Source organism: Paenibacillus tyrphae (genome assembly GCF_027925525.1).
In the GTDB taxonomy this organism is placed as follows: Bacteria; Bacillota; Bacilli; order Paenibacillales; family NBRC-103111; genus Paenibacillus_G; species Paenibacillus_G tyrfis_B.
The window spans coordinates 1-17,596 of record NZ_BSDJ01000002.1 but is presented as its reverse complement, the minus strand read 5'-3'; the positions used below and the strand labels follow the sequence as shown (position 1 = coordinate 17,596).

Here is a 17,596-nt window from a genome sequence, read left to right as displayed (position 1 = left end):
CATGAAGCTGCCGACAACAGACACTTTTTTACAGCGGCTCCGTCACGGCGACTATTTGGTGCAGCACCATCGTGTCCACGGCATCTGCACACTTCCGGGCGTCGTCCTGCTGGATATGGTATACAGGCTCAGCGCCAGCTCGTTGCGAACGCAGTCCATCGAACTGAGAAACGTCGTCTTCAAGCAGCCTATCGTAACTTCCGAACAGTTTGACATCGATATTTATGCAGCGTTCACGCGGTTTGAAGACCACACAGAAATTACCGTTTCAAGCCGAAAAGTGCTGTCTGAAAATCACGTGGATGCAGATGTAGCGGTTGTAGTTAACATGGAATGTCAGCTCTATGTGCTGAACGGAACGGAAGCGGAGAGGCGGCCCGTCATTCCGGCTTTAAACCGGCAGGCGGACAAGCGGTGGGATATGGATGAGGTATACGCTTTTGCCCGTAAAGCCGACATTGAGCACTTTGCGTTTATGAAGACGCTCGGAACCGTTTACCGGCAAGGGCGGCATGAATGGATGGAGCTGCATGTAAGCAGCCTGGCCGAGCGGCATCTCGATAAATTTTATGCTCACGCCGCACTGCTTGACGGGTCTACCTTCGCCGGAACGTCTTTCAGGCTGGCTCGGAATGCGTCTCAGGAGGAGGCGGAGGGTACGCCCTATATCCCGTTTACGATTGAAAGATTTGTCGTTTACGGCAAGCTGCCCGCCCAAATTTACACATATACGGAACAGGCGGAAAGCGACATGTCGACCGACGCGGATATGATCTCCCGCAGTATTTCCATCTGCAGTGAAGAAGGGAAATTGCTGGCTGAATTCAGCAATTTGAAAGCGAAGCGCATTCGCCGGCCGCAGCTTATTACCGGCCTAATCGAAGCCGCGCCGCAGCCCGGCCCGAAGGAAGCCAGAGCGGAGCTCCACCAAGCGGCGAGACCGAAAAATGCTGACGACGATGATGTCGAAGCCACGATCGCCACGTTTCTTATGCGGGAAATCGCTCGTGTGCTGAACACATCCGCCGAACGGATCGACCCTCAAGCCGGTTTTTATGAGCTCGGATTGGATTCAATCCAGCTGTTGGAATTCGTGAAGCTGTTGGAGCGAAAAGTACGGGCGTCTCTGTATCCGACGTTGCTGTTCGAGTACTCAACGGTTGAGAAGTTGACGCAATATTTGCGGACGAACTGGGAACAGGCTTTTCAGGACGCCGACGCTCCGAATTCATCCGATCCATGTCCTATTCACAGGGAGGCTCCTCCTGTAATGGGAACGGAAAGTCAGCCCCATGTCGAGAAGCCAGGGCGTCCGCTTATCTATGAGCCGGTGTGGATGCAGGCTGAACCGAATGAGCGATCTACAGCGAAAACATCGGGGAGCCTTCCTCGTATCGTGGTGCTCTACAACGAATCCGCGGGTTGGAAAACCCGAATTGAGCGGCAGCCGGGCGTCAGTCAGGTTGTTGCGCTTCCATCCGGGATGCTGGATGCGACGGCGGAGTACCGGCAAAAATTCGCAGCAGTGTTCAGCTTGCTTCAACAACAGCTTCATTTGCATCCTGAAGGGCTGCTGCTGCAAATCGTCGCGGACGCCGACGATCGGGAGGGGGATGTCTTCGGGCTTGAGGGCCTGCTGAGAACTGCGGTTCTGGAATATCCCAACCTGTGCGCCCAGATCATCAAATTGGACTTGTCCAGTCCGGCAGCGTGCGAGCAAGCTGTCGGGTTGATCGAGCGCGAAGCCTTGTCCCGTTCAGCAGGCACGGCCAGTATTTGGTATAGAGGCGATCTTTTGCAGCGCTGCGTTCGTCGACTGAAGGAAACGGCGCTTTCAGAGCTGCCTCACCAGACACCGTACCAGTCGCCGTATCGACCGGGCAGCGCGTACATCATTACAGGCGGAACGGGGGGGCTAGGGTATAGGCTTGCACACCATATTGCCGGACAAACGAAGGTCAAGCTTGCCTTGATCGGCAGATCCGGCCACGATGCGGCTATCGAACAGAAGCTTGAACGGATTCGCGAAAAAGGATCGGAAGCCGTCTATGTGCAAGCGGATGTAACGAAACTCGGCGGGCTTGAGCAGGCCATAAACTTCTTCAAAACGCAGTGGGGCCGGATTGAAGGGGTATTTCACTGTGCAGGCACAGTCAACGATCAACTGATCGCACACAAATTAGCCTCTGATTTGGACGATGTGCTGCTGCCCAAAATCCAAGGGATGTGGAATTTGGATCAGGCGCTGCAAAACGAAGTGCTGGGCTTTTTTGTCGCCTTCTCATCCGTATCGGCCGTGCTCGGCAATCGGGGGCAATCCGACTACGCGGGTGCAAATGCCGCCATGGACCGCATGGCGCTGCAGCGCAGCGAGAATGCAAATCAGGGCCGTCGATCGGGGCGAACTTATACGATCAACTGGCCACTGTGGGCGGAAGGCGGCATGCAGATCGATGAAAAGCTGCGGCGGGCATATGCTTCTTCGGGATTGACTTTGCTGCCCACAGAAGAAGGGATGCAACTGCTTGATCGCATCTTGTCTCAAGATAAGCCGCAATTGACCGTACTTTACGGGGAAGAGCATCTCATCCGCGAACATTTGCGGGCAAACTTGTTGCTTGAGGAAACGAATCCGAATCCCAATGAAACGGGAGGGCAGCCTGTATCGTTTCATAAGGAATCAAGCCGGGAGGACATGCTTCGTCGGGAGCCGGATGGGGAAGACATCGCCGTCATTGGCGTGGCCGGCCGCTATCCCAAAGCCGATAATCTGGACGAGTTTTATCGCAATCTGAAGGAAGGCAAAGATTGCATCGCGGGCATTCCGAAGGAAAGATGGCAAAATCAACGCCTGCCCTATAATATCGACGATTACTACAGGTACGGCGGATTTTTGAACCGGATTGACGACTTTGATCCTTTGTTTTTTCATATTTCACCTTATCAAGCAGAGATGATGGATCCGCAGTCGAGATTATTTTTGCAAACCGCATGGGAAGCATGTGAAGACGCCGGTTTCCTCATTGACCGAAATCGCCATGACGATGCGTCGTCAGGCAGCCGGAGCGTGGGCGTTTTTGCAGGAGTGTTCTGGAGCCACTACGAGCTCTTCAGCGCAGAACTGTCGCAGCGCGGCGAGCCTGCAGCGTTCGGCGTCAATGCGGCATCCATTCCGAATATGGTGTCTTACCATTTGAATTTTCACGGCCCGTCCATGGCAGTAGACAGCATGTGCTCGTCGTCGTTGACGGCCATTCATCTGGCTTGCGAAAGCATCAGGCGGGGGGAGTGCCGTTATGCCATCGCCGGGGGAGTCAACCTGGTTACGCATCCCCATAAATATGTGTTCCTTAAACAAGCCAAGTTCTTATCTACGGAAGGGAAGTGCCGCAGCTTCGGGAAGGGCGGCGATGGATATGTGCCGGGCGAAGGGGTAGGAGCGGTCCTTATCACGACGGTGGCCGAAGCGGAAAAACAGGGCTACCCGATTTATGCCGTGATCAAAGGCTCGGCTCTTAACCATACCGGGCGAACTTCCGGAGCTACGGTTCCCGATCCTGTCGCCCAGTCTGAAGTTATTGCAAGCGCATTGGACGCAGCCCATATCGCCCCCGGAACCATTGGCTATATTGAAGCGCATGGAACCGGTACGTCTTTAGGCGACCCGATTGAGCTGCAGGGGCTTGAGCGCGTTTTTGGGGCGGCAGGCACCGATAAGCAGACGTGCGCCATCGGCTCCGTTAAGTCCAGCATCGGGCATTTGGAGGCGGCGGCGGGCATAGCCGGCTTGACCAAATTGCTGCTGCAATTCAGGCACAAAGAAATATTTCCTTCCTTGCATGCGGAAGAGCTCAATCCGTTTATTCCTTTCGAGTCTACTTCCTTTTATGTCGAGCGCGGCAATAAAGCCTGGACCAGAAAAGTTATGCTTGCGAACGGGCAAAAGTGGGAGATTCCGCTCCGCGCGGGCATCAGCTCCTTTGGCGCAAACGGCAGCAACGCTCATCTCGTTATGGAAGAATACGTTCCGCCGGCGCAGCCCGGGCCGGAATCGTTATTTAGCGCGATAGCGACGATCGTTCCATTGTCGGCTAAAAGTGATGAGCGGCTTAGGCAGTATATACTCAAGCTCGTGCACTATTTGTCCAATCCCCATCAGGACGTTCGACTAGCCGATATCGCTTATACGTTCCAAACCGGACGATGCGCCATGAACAGCAGAGCCGCTTTTGTAGCTTCGGATGTTCGTGATCTTGTCGAGCAGCTCAAGCTTTATTTGGAAAGCGGGCGGAAGCGGGGCAACTCCGCTACTTCCGGGAACGCTTCCGTTCCGTTAACGGCTTGTCCTTCGGGCGAGGGTCGGCTTGATGCGGAAGCGCTGATTCGCGAACTCGCCAGCGCCGGGGATCAGGAACGAATTGCACAATTATGGGAGGAGGGAGTGTCTGTAGACTGGAACAGCTTGTATGGGGATGTCAAGCCAAAGCTCCTGCACGCCCCGACTTATCCTTTTGCCCGAAACAGCTATTGGGTTCCCGACGATCTTACGCATTCCGAGGCGGGAGAATCGACACCCGACGACTACGAGCCGGAATCGGAACATGCCGCTGTTTCTTACGCCGGCAAAACCGGTACCGACAAGTTAGCGGAAAAAATCCGGTCGTCCGTGACGCAGATGGCGGCCAAAATGCTGAAGGTCAAACCGTCGGATATCGATGCGGCTGTCGAGCTGAGTGAGTACGGTTTCGATTCCATCCTGTTTACGGAACTGGCGAACCAAATGAATCTGGCATACGAGTTGGAGCTTACGCCAGCATTGTTTTTCGAGCGAACTACCGTTCTCCAGCTTGCCGAGTACCTCGTTCAAGAGTATCCAAACAAGCTGAGCGATGTAATGGTGGTCCCGGCAACGGCTCCGGCACCCACAACGAGGCCGCTGACCGCGTTCAACCGACCTTCTTCCGACCGGCCCAACGTTGGCCCGCAGTTGGCGGCAGACGCAACCGTTCCTTTAGCCGATTACGCTTCGGCACAAAATGAACCTATCGCGATTATCGGCATGAGTGCCAGGTTCCCGATGGCGGACGATGTGGATCAGTTCTGGGAAAATCTTGTCGGCGGCAAAGATTGTATGTCCGAAGTCCCCAAAGACCGTTGGGATTGGGAGGCGCATTACGGGGATCCGCATCAGGAACGGCGTAAAACAAACGTCAAATGGGGCGGGTTTATAGCCGACATCGACAAGTTCGATCCGCTGTTTTTCGGCATATCGCCGCGGGAAGCCGATCTTATGGACCCGCAGCAGCGTTTGTTGATGATGTATGTATGGAAAGCGATCGAGGATGCGGGTTACTCGGCTTCAAGCCTGTCCGGCACTGATTTGGGCTTGTTCATCGGCACTGGCAACAGTGGTTATAACGTACTGATGGCCCAAGCTGATGAAGCGCTTGAAGCCTACTCGATTACGGCGACCGTGCCATCGGTCGGTCCGAACCGAATGAGCTATTTCTTGAATGTGCACGGGCCCAGCGAACCGATTGAAACTTCCTGCTCAAGCTCGCTTGTCGCGATTCACCGAGCCATCGCGGCGATCCGCTCTGGCGATTGCAACGCGGCGGTGGCAGGAGGCGTGAACACCATTTTATCGCTCGATGCGCATATCAGCTTGAATAAAGCAGGCATGCTGAGCAAGGACGGCAGATGCAAAGCGTTTTCGGAACAAGCGGACGGTTATGCGCGCGGCGAAGGAGTCGGCATGATCGTCCTGAAGAAGCTGAAGGATGCCGAGCTTGCCGGGGATCATATTTACGGCATCATCCGCGGCACCGGCGTGAACCACGGAGGCAAAGCAAACTCGCTCACCGCCCCGAATCCAAAGGCGCAGACGGCTCTGCTGAAAACCGCGTATGCCAAAGCCAATATCGATCCGGCGACAGTCAGCTTCATCGAAGCACACGGCACCGGCACGCCACTTGGCGATCCGATCGAGATCAACGCGCTTAAATCGGCATTCCAGCAGCTCCAGCAGTTCGGTTCCCTGAACAGTGCCGCACAGACGAGACCAGCCTATTGCGGCATCGGCTCGGTCAAGACGAATATCGGTCACTTGGAAATGGCTGCGGGCATTGCCGGAGTCATCAAAGTACTACTTCAGATGAAGCACAGGAAGCTCGTAAAAAGTCTGCATGCCGACAAACTAAATCCTTATATCCAGCTCGAAGGCAGCCCGTTCTACATCGTCCGGGAAACACAGGAATGGACCGCTCTTAAAGATCAGCACGGCTACGATATGCCCAGAAGGGCGGGAGTCAGCTCCTTCGGATTCGGCGGGTCCAACGCACATGTCATATTGGAGGAATATATTCCGCAGGACGCTGCCCAAGCATCGGATACGTTCGTCGTGTCGCCACAAAACCCTGCGGTTATTGTGCTGTCGGCCAAAACGAAAGAGCGCTTGCAAGAACAGGCAAGACAATTGTTGAATGAGCTCCGCAAGCGCGATTACACGGACGAACAATTGACCAGAATCGCCTACACGCTTCAGACAGGACGGGAAGCGATGGAGGCACGTGCGGGCTTCATCGCCTCTTCCATCGGAGAGCTGGCCAATAAGCTGGGGATTTATTTGGAACACGGCGGGGAAGCGGCAGAGGCGCATGAAGGCCTCGTGCAACAAAACAAAGAAATGATAGCCATATTTAAAGCGGATGAAGAATTGATGGAAGCGGTAGAGCAATGGATCAAACGGCGCAAGTACAATAAATTGCTGGAGCTGTGGGTGAAGGGACTCGATGTGGATTGGGAGGTGATTTACGGTGAATCCAGACCGCAGCGAATCAGTCTTCCGACTTACCCGTTCTCCAAGGAGAGCTGTTGGATCGGAAATCGGCGCCAATCCTATTCCGCCGATATCGCCAGTTTGGCGAGCGGGGAGAAGGGAGGAGCGGGACAGCCCGAAAATGAACCGGCAGTAAACGGCTCCGCTCCATCCGGGTTCGAGCCTGAGCATTCCGAGCATGAGGTGCTGCATATCCTAGCCGACTTGCTGGGAGTGCAACCGGATGACTTGAAGCTGCAGGCTCCGTTATCCCAATACGGTATGAGTTCCATCTTAATGCTGCAACTGCTGCAGCGGCTGCAGGCGAAGTTCGGACCGGCCGTCAATCCGTCCGGCATTGCGGCGTGCGGTACGATCGGCGACATCATCGATATACTGACCGTTCCAAGCCATTGATTTCATTTCAAAAGGAGTTGACTACATGATCATCGGTTTTATTTTGCTTGTCATATGCTTGCTTCGTGTCCCGTCAGCTCTCATCTCCGCCCACAACGAGAAGCAGATCAAGGCCCGCGGGGGGATTGAGTACGGAACAACCAACAGCAAGCTGTTAATTATTGTGCAAGGCTTCATTTATTTGAGCTGCATCGTATTCGCTTTTGTAAATGACGTTCAATTTAACGCGTTGACGATCGCCGGACTGTTGGTGTATGCGTTCTCCATGGCCAGCTTGGTTTACGTTATTCGCACACTTGGCCCGTTCTGGACGTTTAAGCTGTATATCGCCAAAGATCATAAGCTTGTGCAAAGCCCGCTATTCAAACACATCCGCCATCCAAATTATTATATGAACATCATACCGGAACTGATCGCATTCGCGCTCATTTCTCAAGCATGGATCGTGTTTACGCCATTGTTTGTGCTGCATCTGCTCACGCTGTTCAACCGCATTGCACTGGAAGAGAAAGTGATGAAGGAGACATTTCGGCAGTACTAAGCTCGTGACAAAATCCCCATGAAGAGAGGAATGAATATGACAATGAAAACAAGAGAAAGCTTCCCCGATCTGAATCAAGTTACAGGGTTTACTACCGATGAAGAGAAATTCGAACCTTTCGGCTGGTACAAAAACATGAGGGAAAATTCCCCGGTGCATTATGATGAAGGGCAGGATGTATGGAGCGTATTCAAATATGATGATGTGAAGAGAGTCGCAGAGGATAAAGATTGCTTCTCCAATGCCGTGCTCATTCCTGATATTTTGAAGGGAACCTTGATGGGGCTTGATCAGCCCAAACATACGATTACTCGCTCCTTGATCAGCAGAGCCTTTACACCGAATGCGATGGCATCCTGGATTCCGCGCATCGATTCCATCGTAGCGGAGTTAATGGCGTCTATTCGCGATCGCAGCAAGATCGATATCGTGCACGATTTTGCCGTACCTCTGCCGATGATTGTCATATCGGAGCTGCTGGGCGTCCCATCTTCAGATCGCGCGCAGTTCAAAGAATGGTGCAGTGCGCTGACGTTGGCGCCGCAGGAAAATACGCCCGAAGAGTACATGCGAGTATACGAGAAACAGATGCAGGCCAGCGCAAAGCTCGTGTCTTATTTTCAGGAGATTATTGAAGTGAAACGAAGCCAGCCTGCTAACGATATTATTTCCGACTTGATTCAGGCTGAGGAGGACGGATTTAAGCTCTCTTCCGAGGAACTGCTTTCCAACTGCGTCTTTCTGCTGATTGCCGGCAATGAAACGACGACAAGCCTCATAACGAGCGCCATCTACAGCTTTCATGAATACCGTTTGTTCAGGACATTATACAATCAGCCGGAATTCATTCCATCCGGCATCGAAGAAGTGCTGCGTTACCGCTCGCCGTTTCAAAGATCCGTCCGCAAAGTCATTCAGGAAACAGAGATCGGCGGCAAAAAATTAAAGCCGGGCGACTATATCGTGTACTGGATCGGTTCCGCAAACCGGGATGAGGAGCATTTTGAACGTGCGGATGAACTTGTCCTTGACAGGCGGAACAATAAGCATTTAGCCTTCGGCAAAGGCATACACGTCTGTTTAGGCTCCCAGCTTTCCCGTTTGGAGGCCAAAGCCGCACTCACTGCGCTGATTCAAGCTTACCCGGATATGACCGTTGATCCGCTTTATCGGATCGACATGGCATCCAGCAACGTTTACGGCCTGAGAAGCTTGCCGGTGCAGCTTGGACAGCTACATGATTTAAGAGAGGCGAACTGAGTTCTTTCATTGAGTTAAAGGCGGGAGGCGGGGCTGGGGAAATCCCCGTCCTCCCATGTTTGCCCGGTTTGAAGTTGAATTTGACATATAGATTGCACATCCATATAATTAGAATGAACGTTCGATCTAATCTTTTTTAAATAGAATGAACGTTCAATTTAAACCGGAGGTTTTAGCATGAATAAATCAGTCTTTATTACGGGAACAAGTTCAGGATTGGGAAAACGAACGGCGATACGTTTTGCTCAAATGGGCTGGAACAGCAGGCAACGATCTGATGGCTCTTAGAAACTCCGTGCCGATCGAAGAATACTTGGAGAACATCGCAAAAAATTATATGTAACGATATTAAAACTGAAGGCTGATATCAATTCATTAACCCGGCCTCTTTAGTTGACAAATCCAATATTAATGCCTAAAATTACGAATGAACATTCGATTTATGGGACGAAGTATCATTTTTATTGGAGGCAAGCAGCGGTGTTCGATAAATATCATAGAGTCCAGAAGGCGGTTCTGGAGACTACATTGTCCCTCATTATTGAGAAGGAGCTTCAGGCGACTTCCATGTCATTGATTGCCAAAGAAGCAGGTGTCTCAACAGGAAACATCTATCACTATTTCGATAGCAAAGAATCGATTATTAATGAACTATACAAAGCGATCGTCCAGTTTAATGGAGAAAAAGTGCTTGATGGCTTTTACTCCGACGAACCTATACGAGTCCGCATAGAGCGCGCATGGGAGAATTTGATTCGATTGTCCCTTGAATATCCGCAAGGATTTCGGTTCATTGAACAATATTCTTTCTCACCGTACATTTACGACGACATTAAAAAAGAAGCGTATGATGGCGGATGGTGCGGCCCTTTGGAAAAGCTGTATGCGGAGGCGATTCAAGAGAAGTTGTTCATTGATATGGATCCGTCGCTCATGGCTCAAATGCATTACGGCTCTTTCGTTTACGTAATAAAAGGATATCTGCATGGCAAGTTTACGATAGCGGACGAAGAAATCAAACGTATTATCGAAGCCACCTGGAATAGTGTCAGTGCTCGCTAGAGAAGGAATTTGCTCCGACGTGTCCAGGCTGGATTTTGGGTAGTCATTAGGATATTGCAATGTAGAAGCAGGTATGTTAATATCGTGCTGACACTTAACGATTGGAGTTGAAGAGGATAATGTAATATTTCTTCCCAATAAAGAATAAAGCAGAATTTGTTTTTTTCTTTATTGGCAAGAAAGTTACCTTATTCTTTTCACTCAAAAAATATATCCTTTTCATATCCTGCACCGGGTTGGATGTGTCGTATTTTTTGAGCTACAAGAAGGGTAACTTTCTTGTAGCTCTTTTTTATTTTGACAAAGGAGGTTGACGTCATTTAACGGGTGCAAATCGAAGAACTGCTGCTGGAGCATTCTCCGACCATCCTTTTTGTGGGGCATGATAGCGAGTTTTGCAAGCATATCGCGACAAAGATTGTGGAATTGAAAGAGAAGAACCATTTCCAGGAGGATGAAAGCGATGAAGATTGAGGTTGTAGATGATTTTGTGAACCGGTTCCTGCTAGGTGAAGCGGTTCACAAAAAAACAAATCGGTTGCCGGAGGTTTACCAATCTATCGACAGATGCACGTAGCGATCCGTCTGCAAACGTATGCGCTTTTTCTGTATAGTTGGTTAATGACGTGCCAAAGCGCCAACTGACGGTTGCTTTTTTACGTTTTCTCCGGCGGTAAGGAGAAGACATGAGACTAACCTCGAAATATGAAACGATTCGGCGAATGTTATCCGACTTCAAGCAGCCCGCGTATCGGTATGCTCAGATTATGGACGCGATTTTCAAGCATAACATCTGTGAATACGAACGAATGACCATATTGCCCAAATTTTTGCGTGACGAGTTGGCCCGGACGCTTGGTCCGAACGTCTGCAGTATCGTTCCGGTAAAGGAACTCACGTCGAAGCAGGTCAGCAAGGTGCTGTTTGCCATTGCGGGCGACGAACGCGTGGAAGCCGTACGACTTACTTATGAGCAGGGGTGGAAATCGTATTGTATTTCCACCCAGTGCGGCTGCGGATTCGGGTGCAGGTTTTGCGCCACAGGTACTATCGGCCTGAAACGAAATCTGACGGCCGACGAAATTACCGACCAATTGCTGCACTTTCGCTTGAACGGCCACGCCTTGGATAGCGTCTCATTCATGGGCATGGGGGAGGCGCTCGCCAACCCGCATATTTTTGATGCAATCACGATTTTGACCGACCCGCATCTCTTTGGTTTAGGACATCGACGAATTACGATTTCCACCATCGGCCTGTTGCCGGGGATCGACAAGCTGACTCGGGAGTTTCCGCAGGTCAATCTAACCTTCTCGCTGCATTCGCCGTTCGACGATCAGCGAAGCGAGCTGATGCCGATCAACGACCGATTCCCAGTCCGTGACGTGCTGAAGGCATTGGATCATCACATCCGGCTTACAGGGAGAAAGGTGTATATTGCGTATATTCTTCTTCGAGGAGTCAACGACTCGACGGAGCATGCGGAAGCAGTTGCCGAGTTGTTAAGGGGAAGGGGACCTGGGGAACATCTCTACCACGTTAACCTGATTCCCTTCAATTCGTCCGAAGTTACGCCAGACAGCTATCAGCAATCTGATCCTGATCGGATTAAAGCGTTTGTTCGGATTTTGAAGTCAAAGGGGATCAGCGTCACGGTCCGAACTCAATTCGGATCGGACATTAACGCGGCATGCGGTCAGCTATACCGCTCCGAATAATCGATGTGGAAATTAAATTTATTACCGGACGCAGCGGGTCTGCGACTGGAAAGAGAAACGGCTGCCATGAAGAGGGCAGCCGTTTTGATTTGCGCCACGCATGGCGATTAACCAGGCGGTGAAAGTCCGCAAGGGTGTGCTTTAAGAATTTGCGAATGTATCGAAAGGACAATTTGGAATAACAAACAACTGCAGGAGCGGATTCTTGATTCAGAGAATTTGCTCTTTTTCATGCTAAAGGAATTGACAAAATGTCGGGTGACAAGACAATGCCTAATGTACCCATGATGGGTCATAGTGCTCCTGGTTGTTTTCCGGACCAAAAAAAATAAGAAAAGAACCGAACCTTTTTCCGATACAGTGACAATATAGTGTGTAAGCTGCTCACTCAGGCGTACCCTCCGGCCATTAACTTATTATAACGAACCGATAGAAAAGATGACGAGGATCAAATCGCAGCAATTTCATGGTAATGAAAGCTGGGATTTATCCGGTCCGAAGGAGGGAGGTGAAAATGTCGTTGGGTTTGCGATTTCAGCGCTTGATGCACAAGCAAGGTGTAATAGCTATGGGCTTTTTGGCGCCGAGCGTGCTTGGCTTCTCCCTATTTTATTTAATCCCGTTTGTGATAGGCATTGTGTATTCGTTTATGGATAAGACGAGCGGAGGCGTGTTCGTCGGCTTGGCTAATTATGAGACGGTGCTGGGCAGCGGCTCGTTTCGCAAGGCGGCATTGAACACATTGTGGTTTACAGCCGTTGGTGTGCCTCTTCTCATCGTAGTGTCACTGGTTCTGGCGTTGCTATTGAATGGAAATGTATATTTCCGACGTTGGATACGAACAGCTTATATTTTTCCGCTCGTCGTACCGGTCGCCTCTGTGGTGATGATTTGGCAAATTATATTCGACTGGAACGGTTCGCTTAATGCGTGGCTTTATGGTCTGGGCTGGGGGCGGATCGACTGGATGAAGTCAGAATGGGCAAGAGCTGTGCTGCTAATTGTTTATTTGTGGAAGTACGTCGGCTACAACATGATCCTGTTTCTGGCGGGATTGCAGGGCATTCCGAAGGATTATTATGAAACGGCCGATCTGGAAGGCGCCGGACCTGTTCGGAAGCTGTTCAACATTACGCTCGTCTATTTGACCCCAACGATGTTCTTTGTCGTTCTGATATCGATTATTAACTCGTTCCGTATTTTCCGAGAAACGTACTTGATTGCCGGAAACTATCCGCACGATAGCATTTATATGCTGCAGCACTATATGAACAATATGTTTATGTCTTTGGATGTACAAAAGCTAACCGCGGCGGCCGTTCTTATGGTCATTTGTATACTCGCCATCGTCTCCGGCATGCTCTCGCTTGAACGGTGGTTCAGGCGATTCATGGAATGAAGGGGGAGGGAAATGAACGTTTTTCATAAAACTGCACGGTCGCTGTTTCTTTTAGCGACTGCGTTGATCATGATGTTGCCGCTGGTCATTCCGGTCACGAATTCGCTTATGAGCGAGAAGGAGATCGCAAGCAATTACGGCTTCATTGGCAAAATGCTGGACGCAGGATCAGGCGCCAGTGACATATTTGTTAATTTAAAGCTCATACCTGACTGGGTATCGTTCGAACAGTACGGGAAAATACTGCTGGAGACGCCGATCTTCTTGAACATGTTCTGGAACTCTGTGTGGCTGGTTGTACCGATCATAGCAGGACAGGCCGTTGTCGGAGCGCTTGCCGCATACGCTTTTGCCATGCTGCGATATCGGGGAAGGGAAGCGTTGTTCATGGTATATTTGATGGCTATGCTAATGCCTTTTCAGGTAACGCTTGTCCCAAACTATATCATCGCTGACATCCTGGGGCTTGGAAACAGTGCCGGCGCTATTATCTTACCAGGCATTTTTTCCGCATTCGCAGTGTTCATGCTGCGCCAGTTCATGCTTTCCGTTCCGTATGCTTATGTCGAGGCGGCCATTATGGACGGTGCATCGCATCCATTCATTTTCTCCAGAATCATCGTCCCATTGTTAAAGCCGGGGATCGCGGCACTCGTCATTTTGCTGTTCGTGGATTACTGGAATATGGTGGAGCAGCCATTGATTTTTCTCGATGATGCCTTTAAACAGCCGCTATCGCTGTATTTATCGCGCATTCAAAAGGAGGCTGTAGGGGTCGGCTTCGCCGCATCGGTCATGTATATGTCGCCGATTGTCCTCTTGTTTCTGTATGCGGAGTCTTATTTCGTACAAGGTGTTCAGCTTTCCGGTATTAAGGGGTAAGGGGGAATGGTGTGTGGAACCGGGCGATGAAAAACAAACACTTGCAGGTCACCAAAAAATGCTCCGGCTGCTCATCATTGTATTTATGAGCGTAACGCTGATTCTTACGTTATACAGCAATACGCTATGGACGATGAATCTCCCCAGAGTTTGGACGGAGACCGGGAGACAAGGCCAGCTTGTTCAAAACTTTCGGGCCAGCGGAACGCTGCGGCCTGCCAACGAGATCGAGCTTTCAAGCACCCAGGGATGGACTGTAAGCAGCGTCCTCATTAAAGCAGGAGACCTGGTAAAGAAGGATCAAGTGCTGGTCACTTATGAAAATCGGGCCGCCGATAGCCTTCTGCAGGATGAGCAAGCGATGCTCGCACAGATGAGGCTAGAGCTGGAGGGGCCGAAGGAGCGTTACGTCGAAGCGATAAAAAACGACGACGATTCGGGTAAGCGCACCGCCAAACGGGAGATCGAGATCGCGCAGCTGAAAATCGGCGTTCAAGAGAGAAAGATAAGCAACTTACAGCAGAATATTGAAACCAATCGGCAAATCGTCGCGCCATTCGACGGCGTAGTCGCCAAGGTAAATGCAGTCCAGGGCATGCCATCTGCAAAAGATAGCTTCGATGTGCGTCTATCCAACACGAGCTTGGGGTACCAGGCTGCATTCCTGCTTCCCGTCTCAGCCACCGAACAGCTGAAGCCCGGCGATAAGCTTAACGTGAACGTAAAAAGCCGCAACGTCACCAAACGAGTGGAAGGTACGGTTGCGGCAGTGGAATATTCCGATGCTAGTGTCGGAGCAGCCTCTCCTATGTCACCGATTGAAGGAGGTGAGCAGCAGAAGGCAACGGCCACCAGGACCAGTCGCCTGCTTGTGACGGTGCACGGAGAAGAACTGCAAGGTGGCGAGCAAGCAAGTGTACATTTAACCGTTACATCGGCTGAAAAGGGCGGCATGCTCGTGTCGAACAAGGCGATCCGTCATGTGAGCGGTAGCCCGTACGTTTACGTAGTGGAGGAGAAAAAAGGGCCGCTTGGCAACACCTACCACCTCCGCAAGACGGAGATTGAAACAGGCGATGCGAATGACAGCGAAACCGTCGTGCTAGCCGGTGCATCTCCGAATCAAGCAATCGTCGTCGAAAGCAGTGAACCGTTAGTGGATGGGCAGAGAGTCAGAATGAAGTAGAGCATATCCATACTAGAGTTTTTTGAACTCGCCATAATAAACGAAAGAAGGGTTTCTTTTGAAAAAATGGTTGACAGTACTCAGTTGCGCAGTACTAGCGCTTTCCTCAACAGCATGCTCCAGCGGGAGCGATAAAACTACGAATAATGATACCAAGGAGCGCAAAAAAGTTGTTCTATCCATGTATGAGGCGAGCGATTTCTACAAGCAGGCGAAGACGAAATTCGAGGAAAAGCATCCGGATCTGATGATTGAAATAAAGGAGTATGCAGCGGAAGGTGGGAGTGAGGAGGGGAAGCTTGAGAAATATGTTCAAACAACGAATACGCAGCTTCTTTCCGGTAAGGGAGCCGATTTGATCGATCTGGACGTGAGCGGGCTGCAAGTCGGGAAATACGTCAACAAAAACGCGCTCGTCAACCTGAATGAATTTATGAATAACGATAAGTCGTTCGATTCGAACCACTATTATATGAACATTTTTGAACATGTCAAAATGAACGGCGGCCTTTACGCTCTGCCAACACGATTTTTCCTCGATACATTGGCCGGAGATTCCGGAGGCATCAAGAAAGCAGGAGTCCAAATTGACGATAAAGATTGGACGTGGAGTCAGTTCGCGAAAGCCGGAAAGCTGCTGAATAGCAAGGAAGGTCGCTATGCGATGGGAAATACGCCTCCTGAGCAAATGCTCGGCTATCTCGTTGCGGACAATTATTCGACACTGGTCGATACGTCCAAACGCAAAGCCGACTTTTTGTCGCCGTTCTTTACCGACCTGCTTAAGCAGGTGAAGACGATGTATGACGACAAAGTGATTACAGCGAGCCCGGTCAATTTCGGGGATGCTTATTTTTATCCATCTCTGCTCATTTCACCTGAGGAATATTTTACAGGGCCTGCGCAATTTTTTGAGCAAGGAAAAGTGTATTCGAAGCCGCATGTGAACGGTCAGAAGTCGGGAGTTTCGTTCCAGGGGAACAAGTCGATCGCTATGAACGCGAACTCGAAGGTTAAGCCGGAAGCTTGGGAGTTCATCAAGTTTCTGCTGTCCGAAGACGTTCAAGCACAGCCACGGCTGCAAGGGTTCTCCGTAAACAAGTCGGTCAATGAGAAGATATTGGGGGAATTGGCCGCTAAAGGCTCGGCGGCGACTAACTCAGGGACAGAAGTTCCTGTATCTGCTGAGGGCATTCAAGCGCTGAAGCAAATGATTGCGGGCGCGAATATTTACATTACGGACGACGGCAAGATTCAATCTATTATAGCTGAAGAAGCCAAGGCATATTTCAGCGGACAGAAATCAGCCGATGACGTAGCCAAGTTGATCCAGAACCGTGTTACGACTTATATCAACGAATAAATCCCACAAGCTCACAAAGAAAGGAAGATTTTCAATGAAAAAATGGATGACATTCTCCCTGCTTGTTGTATTTACAGCCACGATGACGGGTTGTTTTGGAACCGAACAAGGCACGATGCCAAGCAAGGAATCAAGCAAGATGATTGATGGGCAACAAACACAAACCCAAGCGTCTACAACACAATCGTCCCCTGCGTCCCAATCGCCGAAGCCTGATCCTGCTGCGGTTGCAGACGGCAAGTCTGAAACAAAACTTTTATTTTCCGAACAACTGGAAATTTTGATTCCAAAAGAGTTCAAAGAAAAATCAAACAAAACAGGGGAGGTTATCTATAATGATAAGAGCGAAGAAGTGACGATTAGGGTCCACCATGATCCCGAACAATCGACAACGAATGGAGATATGGATCCACGTTTTTTGCAGAAGCTTGCTGCCATTATGAAAGAAAATTATACAGACGCCAAGCTGCTCCGTGAGGAAATGATTAAAGTGAATGGCAAGCAGCTTATTGTTGTCGAAGCGGATTCTAAAGATAAATACGCCCTGAGATCGTGGGGATTTTTAAACGGAGAGTTTTTGGAAATCGAAATCACTTGCCCGGTAAAGAAGAAAGCGGAGTGGCAAGCCGTTGCGAACGATATCGTGAATTCGATCAAGATGAAGTAGCAGTCGCGTCACCAGCCACTTTCGCAGAAAGTGGTTTTGTTTTGTCTGAAGATAAAGGCGATTCAATGACTTAATAAGCCGAAAGTAGTTCTAGAAGGCAATAAGGCGTATGTTGTCGAATAACTCATAAACCACATTGGTAAGGAGCGACAATACAGTGACTTTGATTAGAACTTTTACTGAGGGTGACGAAATCATCGGATTTTATTTACTGAAGAAAGCCGATATAAAGCAAACCAATTCAACACCTCCGAAAGATTATTTTGATATTGTCTTGGCTGATA

11 protein-coding genes and 3 pseudogenes are annotated in these 17,596 nt (G+C 50.2%); all 14 read left to right on the top strand.

Annotated features, from left to right (window positions below):
* Nucleotide 1: 1 nt before the first annotated feature.
* Nucleotides 2-4,270: pseudogene (locus QMG93_RS35320) on the top strand (SDR family NAD(P)-dependent oxidoreductase); the annotation flags it as partial.
* A gap of 384 nt (nt 4,271-4,654) precedes the next feature.
* Nucleotides 4,655-6,877 (top strand): annotated as a pseudogene (locus tag QMG93_RS35315) (beta-ketoacyl synthase N-terminal-like domain-containing protein); the annotation flags it as partial.
* 144 nt (nt 6,878-7,021) lie between these two features.
* Nucleotides 7,022-7,234 carry an acyl carrier protein gene (locus QMG93_RS35310; RefSeq protein ID WP_413789256.1) on the top strand — a complete coding sequence of 71 codons (213 nt, stop codon included), beginning with the start codon at nt 7,022-7,024 and terminating at the stop codon, nt 7,232-7,234.
* A 25-nt stretch (nt 7,235-7,259) separates the two neighbouring features.
* On the top strand, nt 7,260-7,775 hold the full coding sequence (locus QMG93_RS02385) for an isoprenylcysteine carboxylmethyltransferase family protein (RefSeq protein ID WP_281933297.1): 516 nt from the start codon (nt 7,260-7,262) through the stop codon (nt 7,773-7,775).
* 36 nt (nt 7,776-7,811) lie between these two features.
* Nucleotides 7,812-9,035, top strand: a complete 1,224-nt coding sequence (locus QMG93_RS02380) for a cytochrome P450 (RefSeq protein ID WP_281933296.1) — start codon at nt 7,812-7,814, stop codon at nt 9,033-9,035.
* Between the two features lie 480 nt (nt 9,036-9,515).
* Nucleotides 9,516-10,097: a TetR/AcrR family transcriptional regulator gene (locus QMG93_RS02375; protein WP_281933295.1), complete on the top strand. Its 582-nt coding sequence runs from the start codon at nt 9,516-9,518 to the stop codon at nt 10,095-10,097.
* Nucleotides 10,098-10,424: 327 nt separating this feature from the next.
* Nucleotides 10,425-10,571 (top strand): hypothetical protein, encoded by a 147-nt coding sequence (locus QMG93_RS02370; RefSeq protein ID WP_281933586.1) that lies wholly within the window; start codon nt 10,425-10,427, stop codon nt 10,569-10,571.
* Nucleotides 10,572-10,783: 212 nt separating this feature from the next.
* Nucleotides 10,784-11,815 (top strand): Cfr family 23S rRNA (adenine(2503)-C(8))-methyltransferase, encoded by a 1,032-nt coding sequence (locus QMG93_RS02365; protein ID WP_281933294.1) that lies wholly within the window; start codon nt 10,784-10,786, stop codon nt 11,813-11,815.
* Nucleotides 11,816-12,329: 514 nt separating this feature from the next.
* The gene (locus QMG93_RS02360) at nt 12,330-13,214 is read left to right on the top strand and encodes a carbohydrate ABC transporter permease (protein ID WP_281933293.1); all 885 of its coding nucleotides are present in this window, start codon (nt 12,330-12,332) and stop codon (nt 13,212-13,214) included.
* A gap of 12 nt (nt 13,215-13,226) precedes the next feature.
* A complete protein-coding gene (locus QMG93_RS02355; protein ID WP_281933292.1) occupies nt 13,227-14,096 on the top strand; it encodes a carbohydrate ABC transporter permease in 870 nt (289 codons plus the stop codon).
* 13 nt (nt 14,097-14,109) lie between these two features.
* Nucleotides 14,110-15,282, top strand: a complete 1,173-nt coding sequence (locus tag QMG93_RS02350; protein ID WP_281933291.1) for an efflux RND transporter periplasmic adaptor subunit — start codon at nt 14,110-14,112, stop codon at nt 15,280-15,282.
* Between the two features lie 181 nt (nt 15,283-15,463).
* Complete coding sequence (locus tag QMG93_RS02345) at nt 15,464-16,645, top strand: ABC transporter substrate-binding protein (protein ID WP_281933290.1); 1,182 nt, start codon at nt 15,464-15,466, stop codon at nt 16,643-16,645.
* 34 nt (nt 16,646-16,679) lie between these two features.
* Nucleotides 16,680-17,312: a hypothetical protein gene (locus QMG93_RS02340; protein WP_281933289.1), complete on the top strand. Its 633-nt coding sequence runs from the start codon at nt 16,680-16,682 to the stop codon at nt 17,310-17,312.
* Nucleotides 17,313-17,469: 157 nt separating this feature from the next.
* Nucleotides 17,470-17,596 (top strand): annotated as a pseudogene (locus QMG93_RS02335) (phosphohydrolase); the annotation flags it as partial.

Excerpts from the sequence above, each read along its gene's own strand:
- QMG93_RS02355 (WP_281933292.1), top strand. The coding sequence starts at position 13,227 with ATGAACGTTTTTCATAAAACTGCACGGTCGCTGTTTCTTTTAGCGACT.
- QMG93_RS02340 (WP_281933289.1), top strand. The coding sequence starts at position 16,680 with ATGAAAAAATGGATGACATTCTCCCTGCTTGTTGTATTTACAGCCACG.
- QMG93_RS02365 (WP_281933294.1), top strand. The coding sequence starts at position 10,784 with ATGAGACTAACCTCGAAATATGAAACGATTCGGCGAATGTTATCCGAC.
- QMG93_RS02345 (WP_281933290.1), top strand. The coding sequence starts at position 15,464 with ATGTATGAGGCGAGCGATTTCTACAAGCAGGCGAAGACGAAATTCGAG.
- QMG93_RS02360 (WP_281933293.1), top strand. The coding sequence starts at position 12,330 with ATGTCGTTGGGTTTGCGATTTCAGCGCTTGATGCACAAGCAAGGTGTA.
- QMG93_RS02380 (WP_281933296.1), top strand. The coding sequence starts at position 7,812 with ATGACAATGAAAACAAGAGAAAGCTTCCCCGATCTGAATCAAGTTACA.
- QMG93_RS02385 (WP_281933297.1), top strand. The coding sequence starts at position 7,260 with ATGATCATCGGTTTTATTTTGCTTGTCATATGCTTGCTTCGTGTCCCG.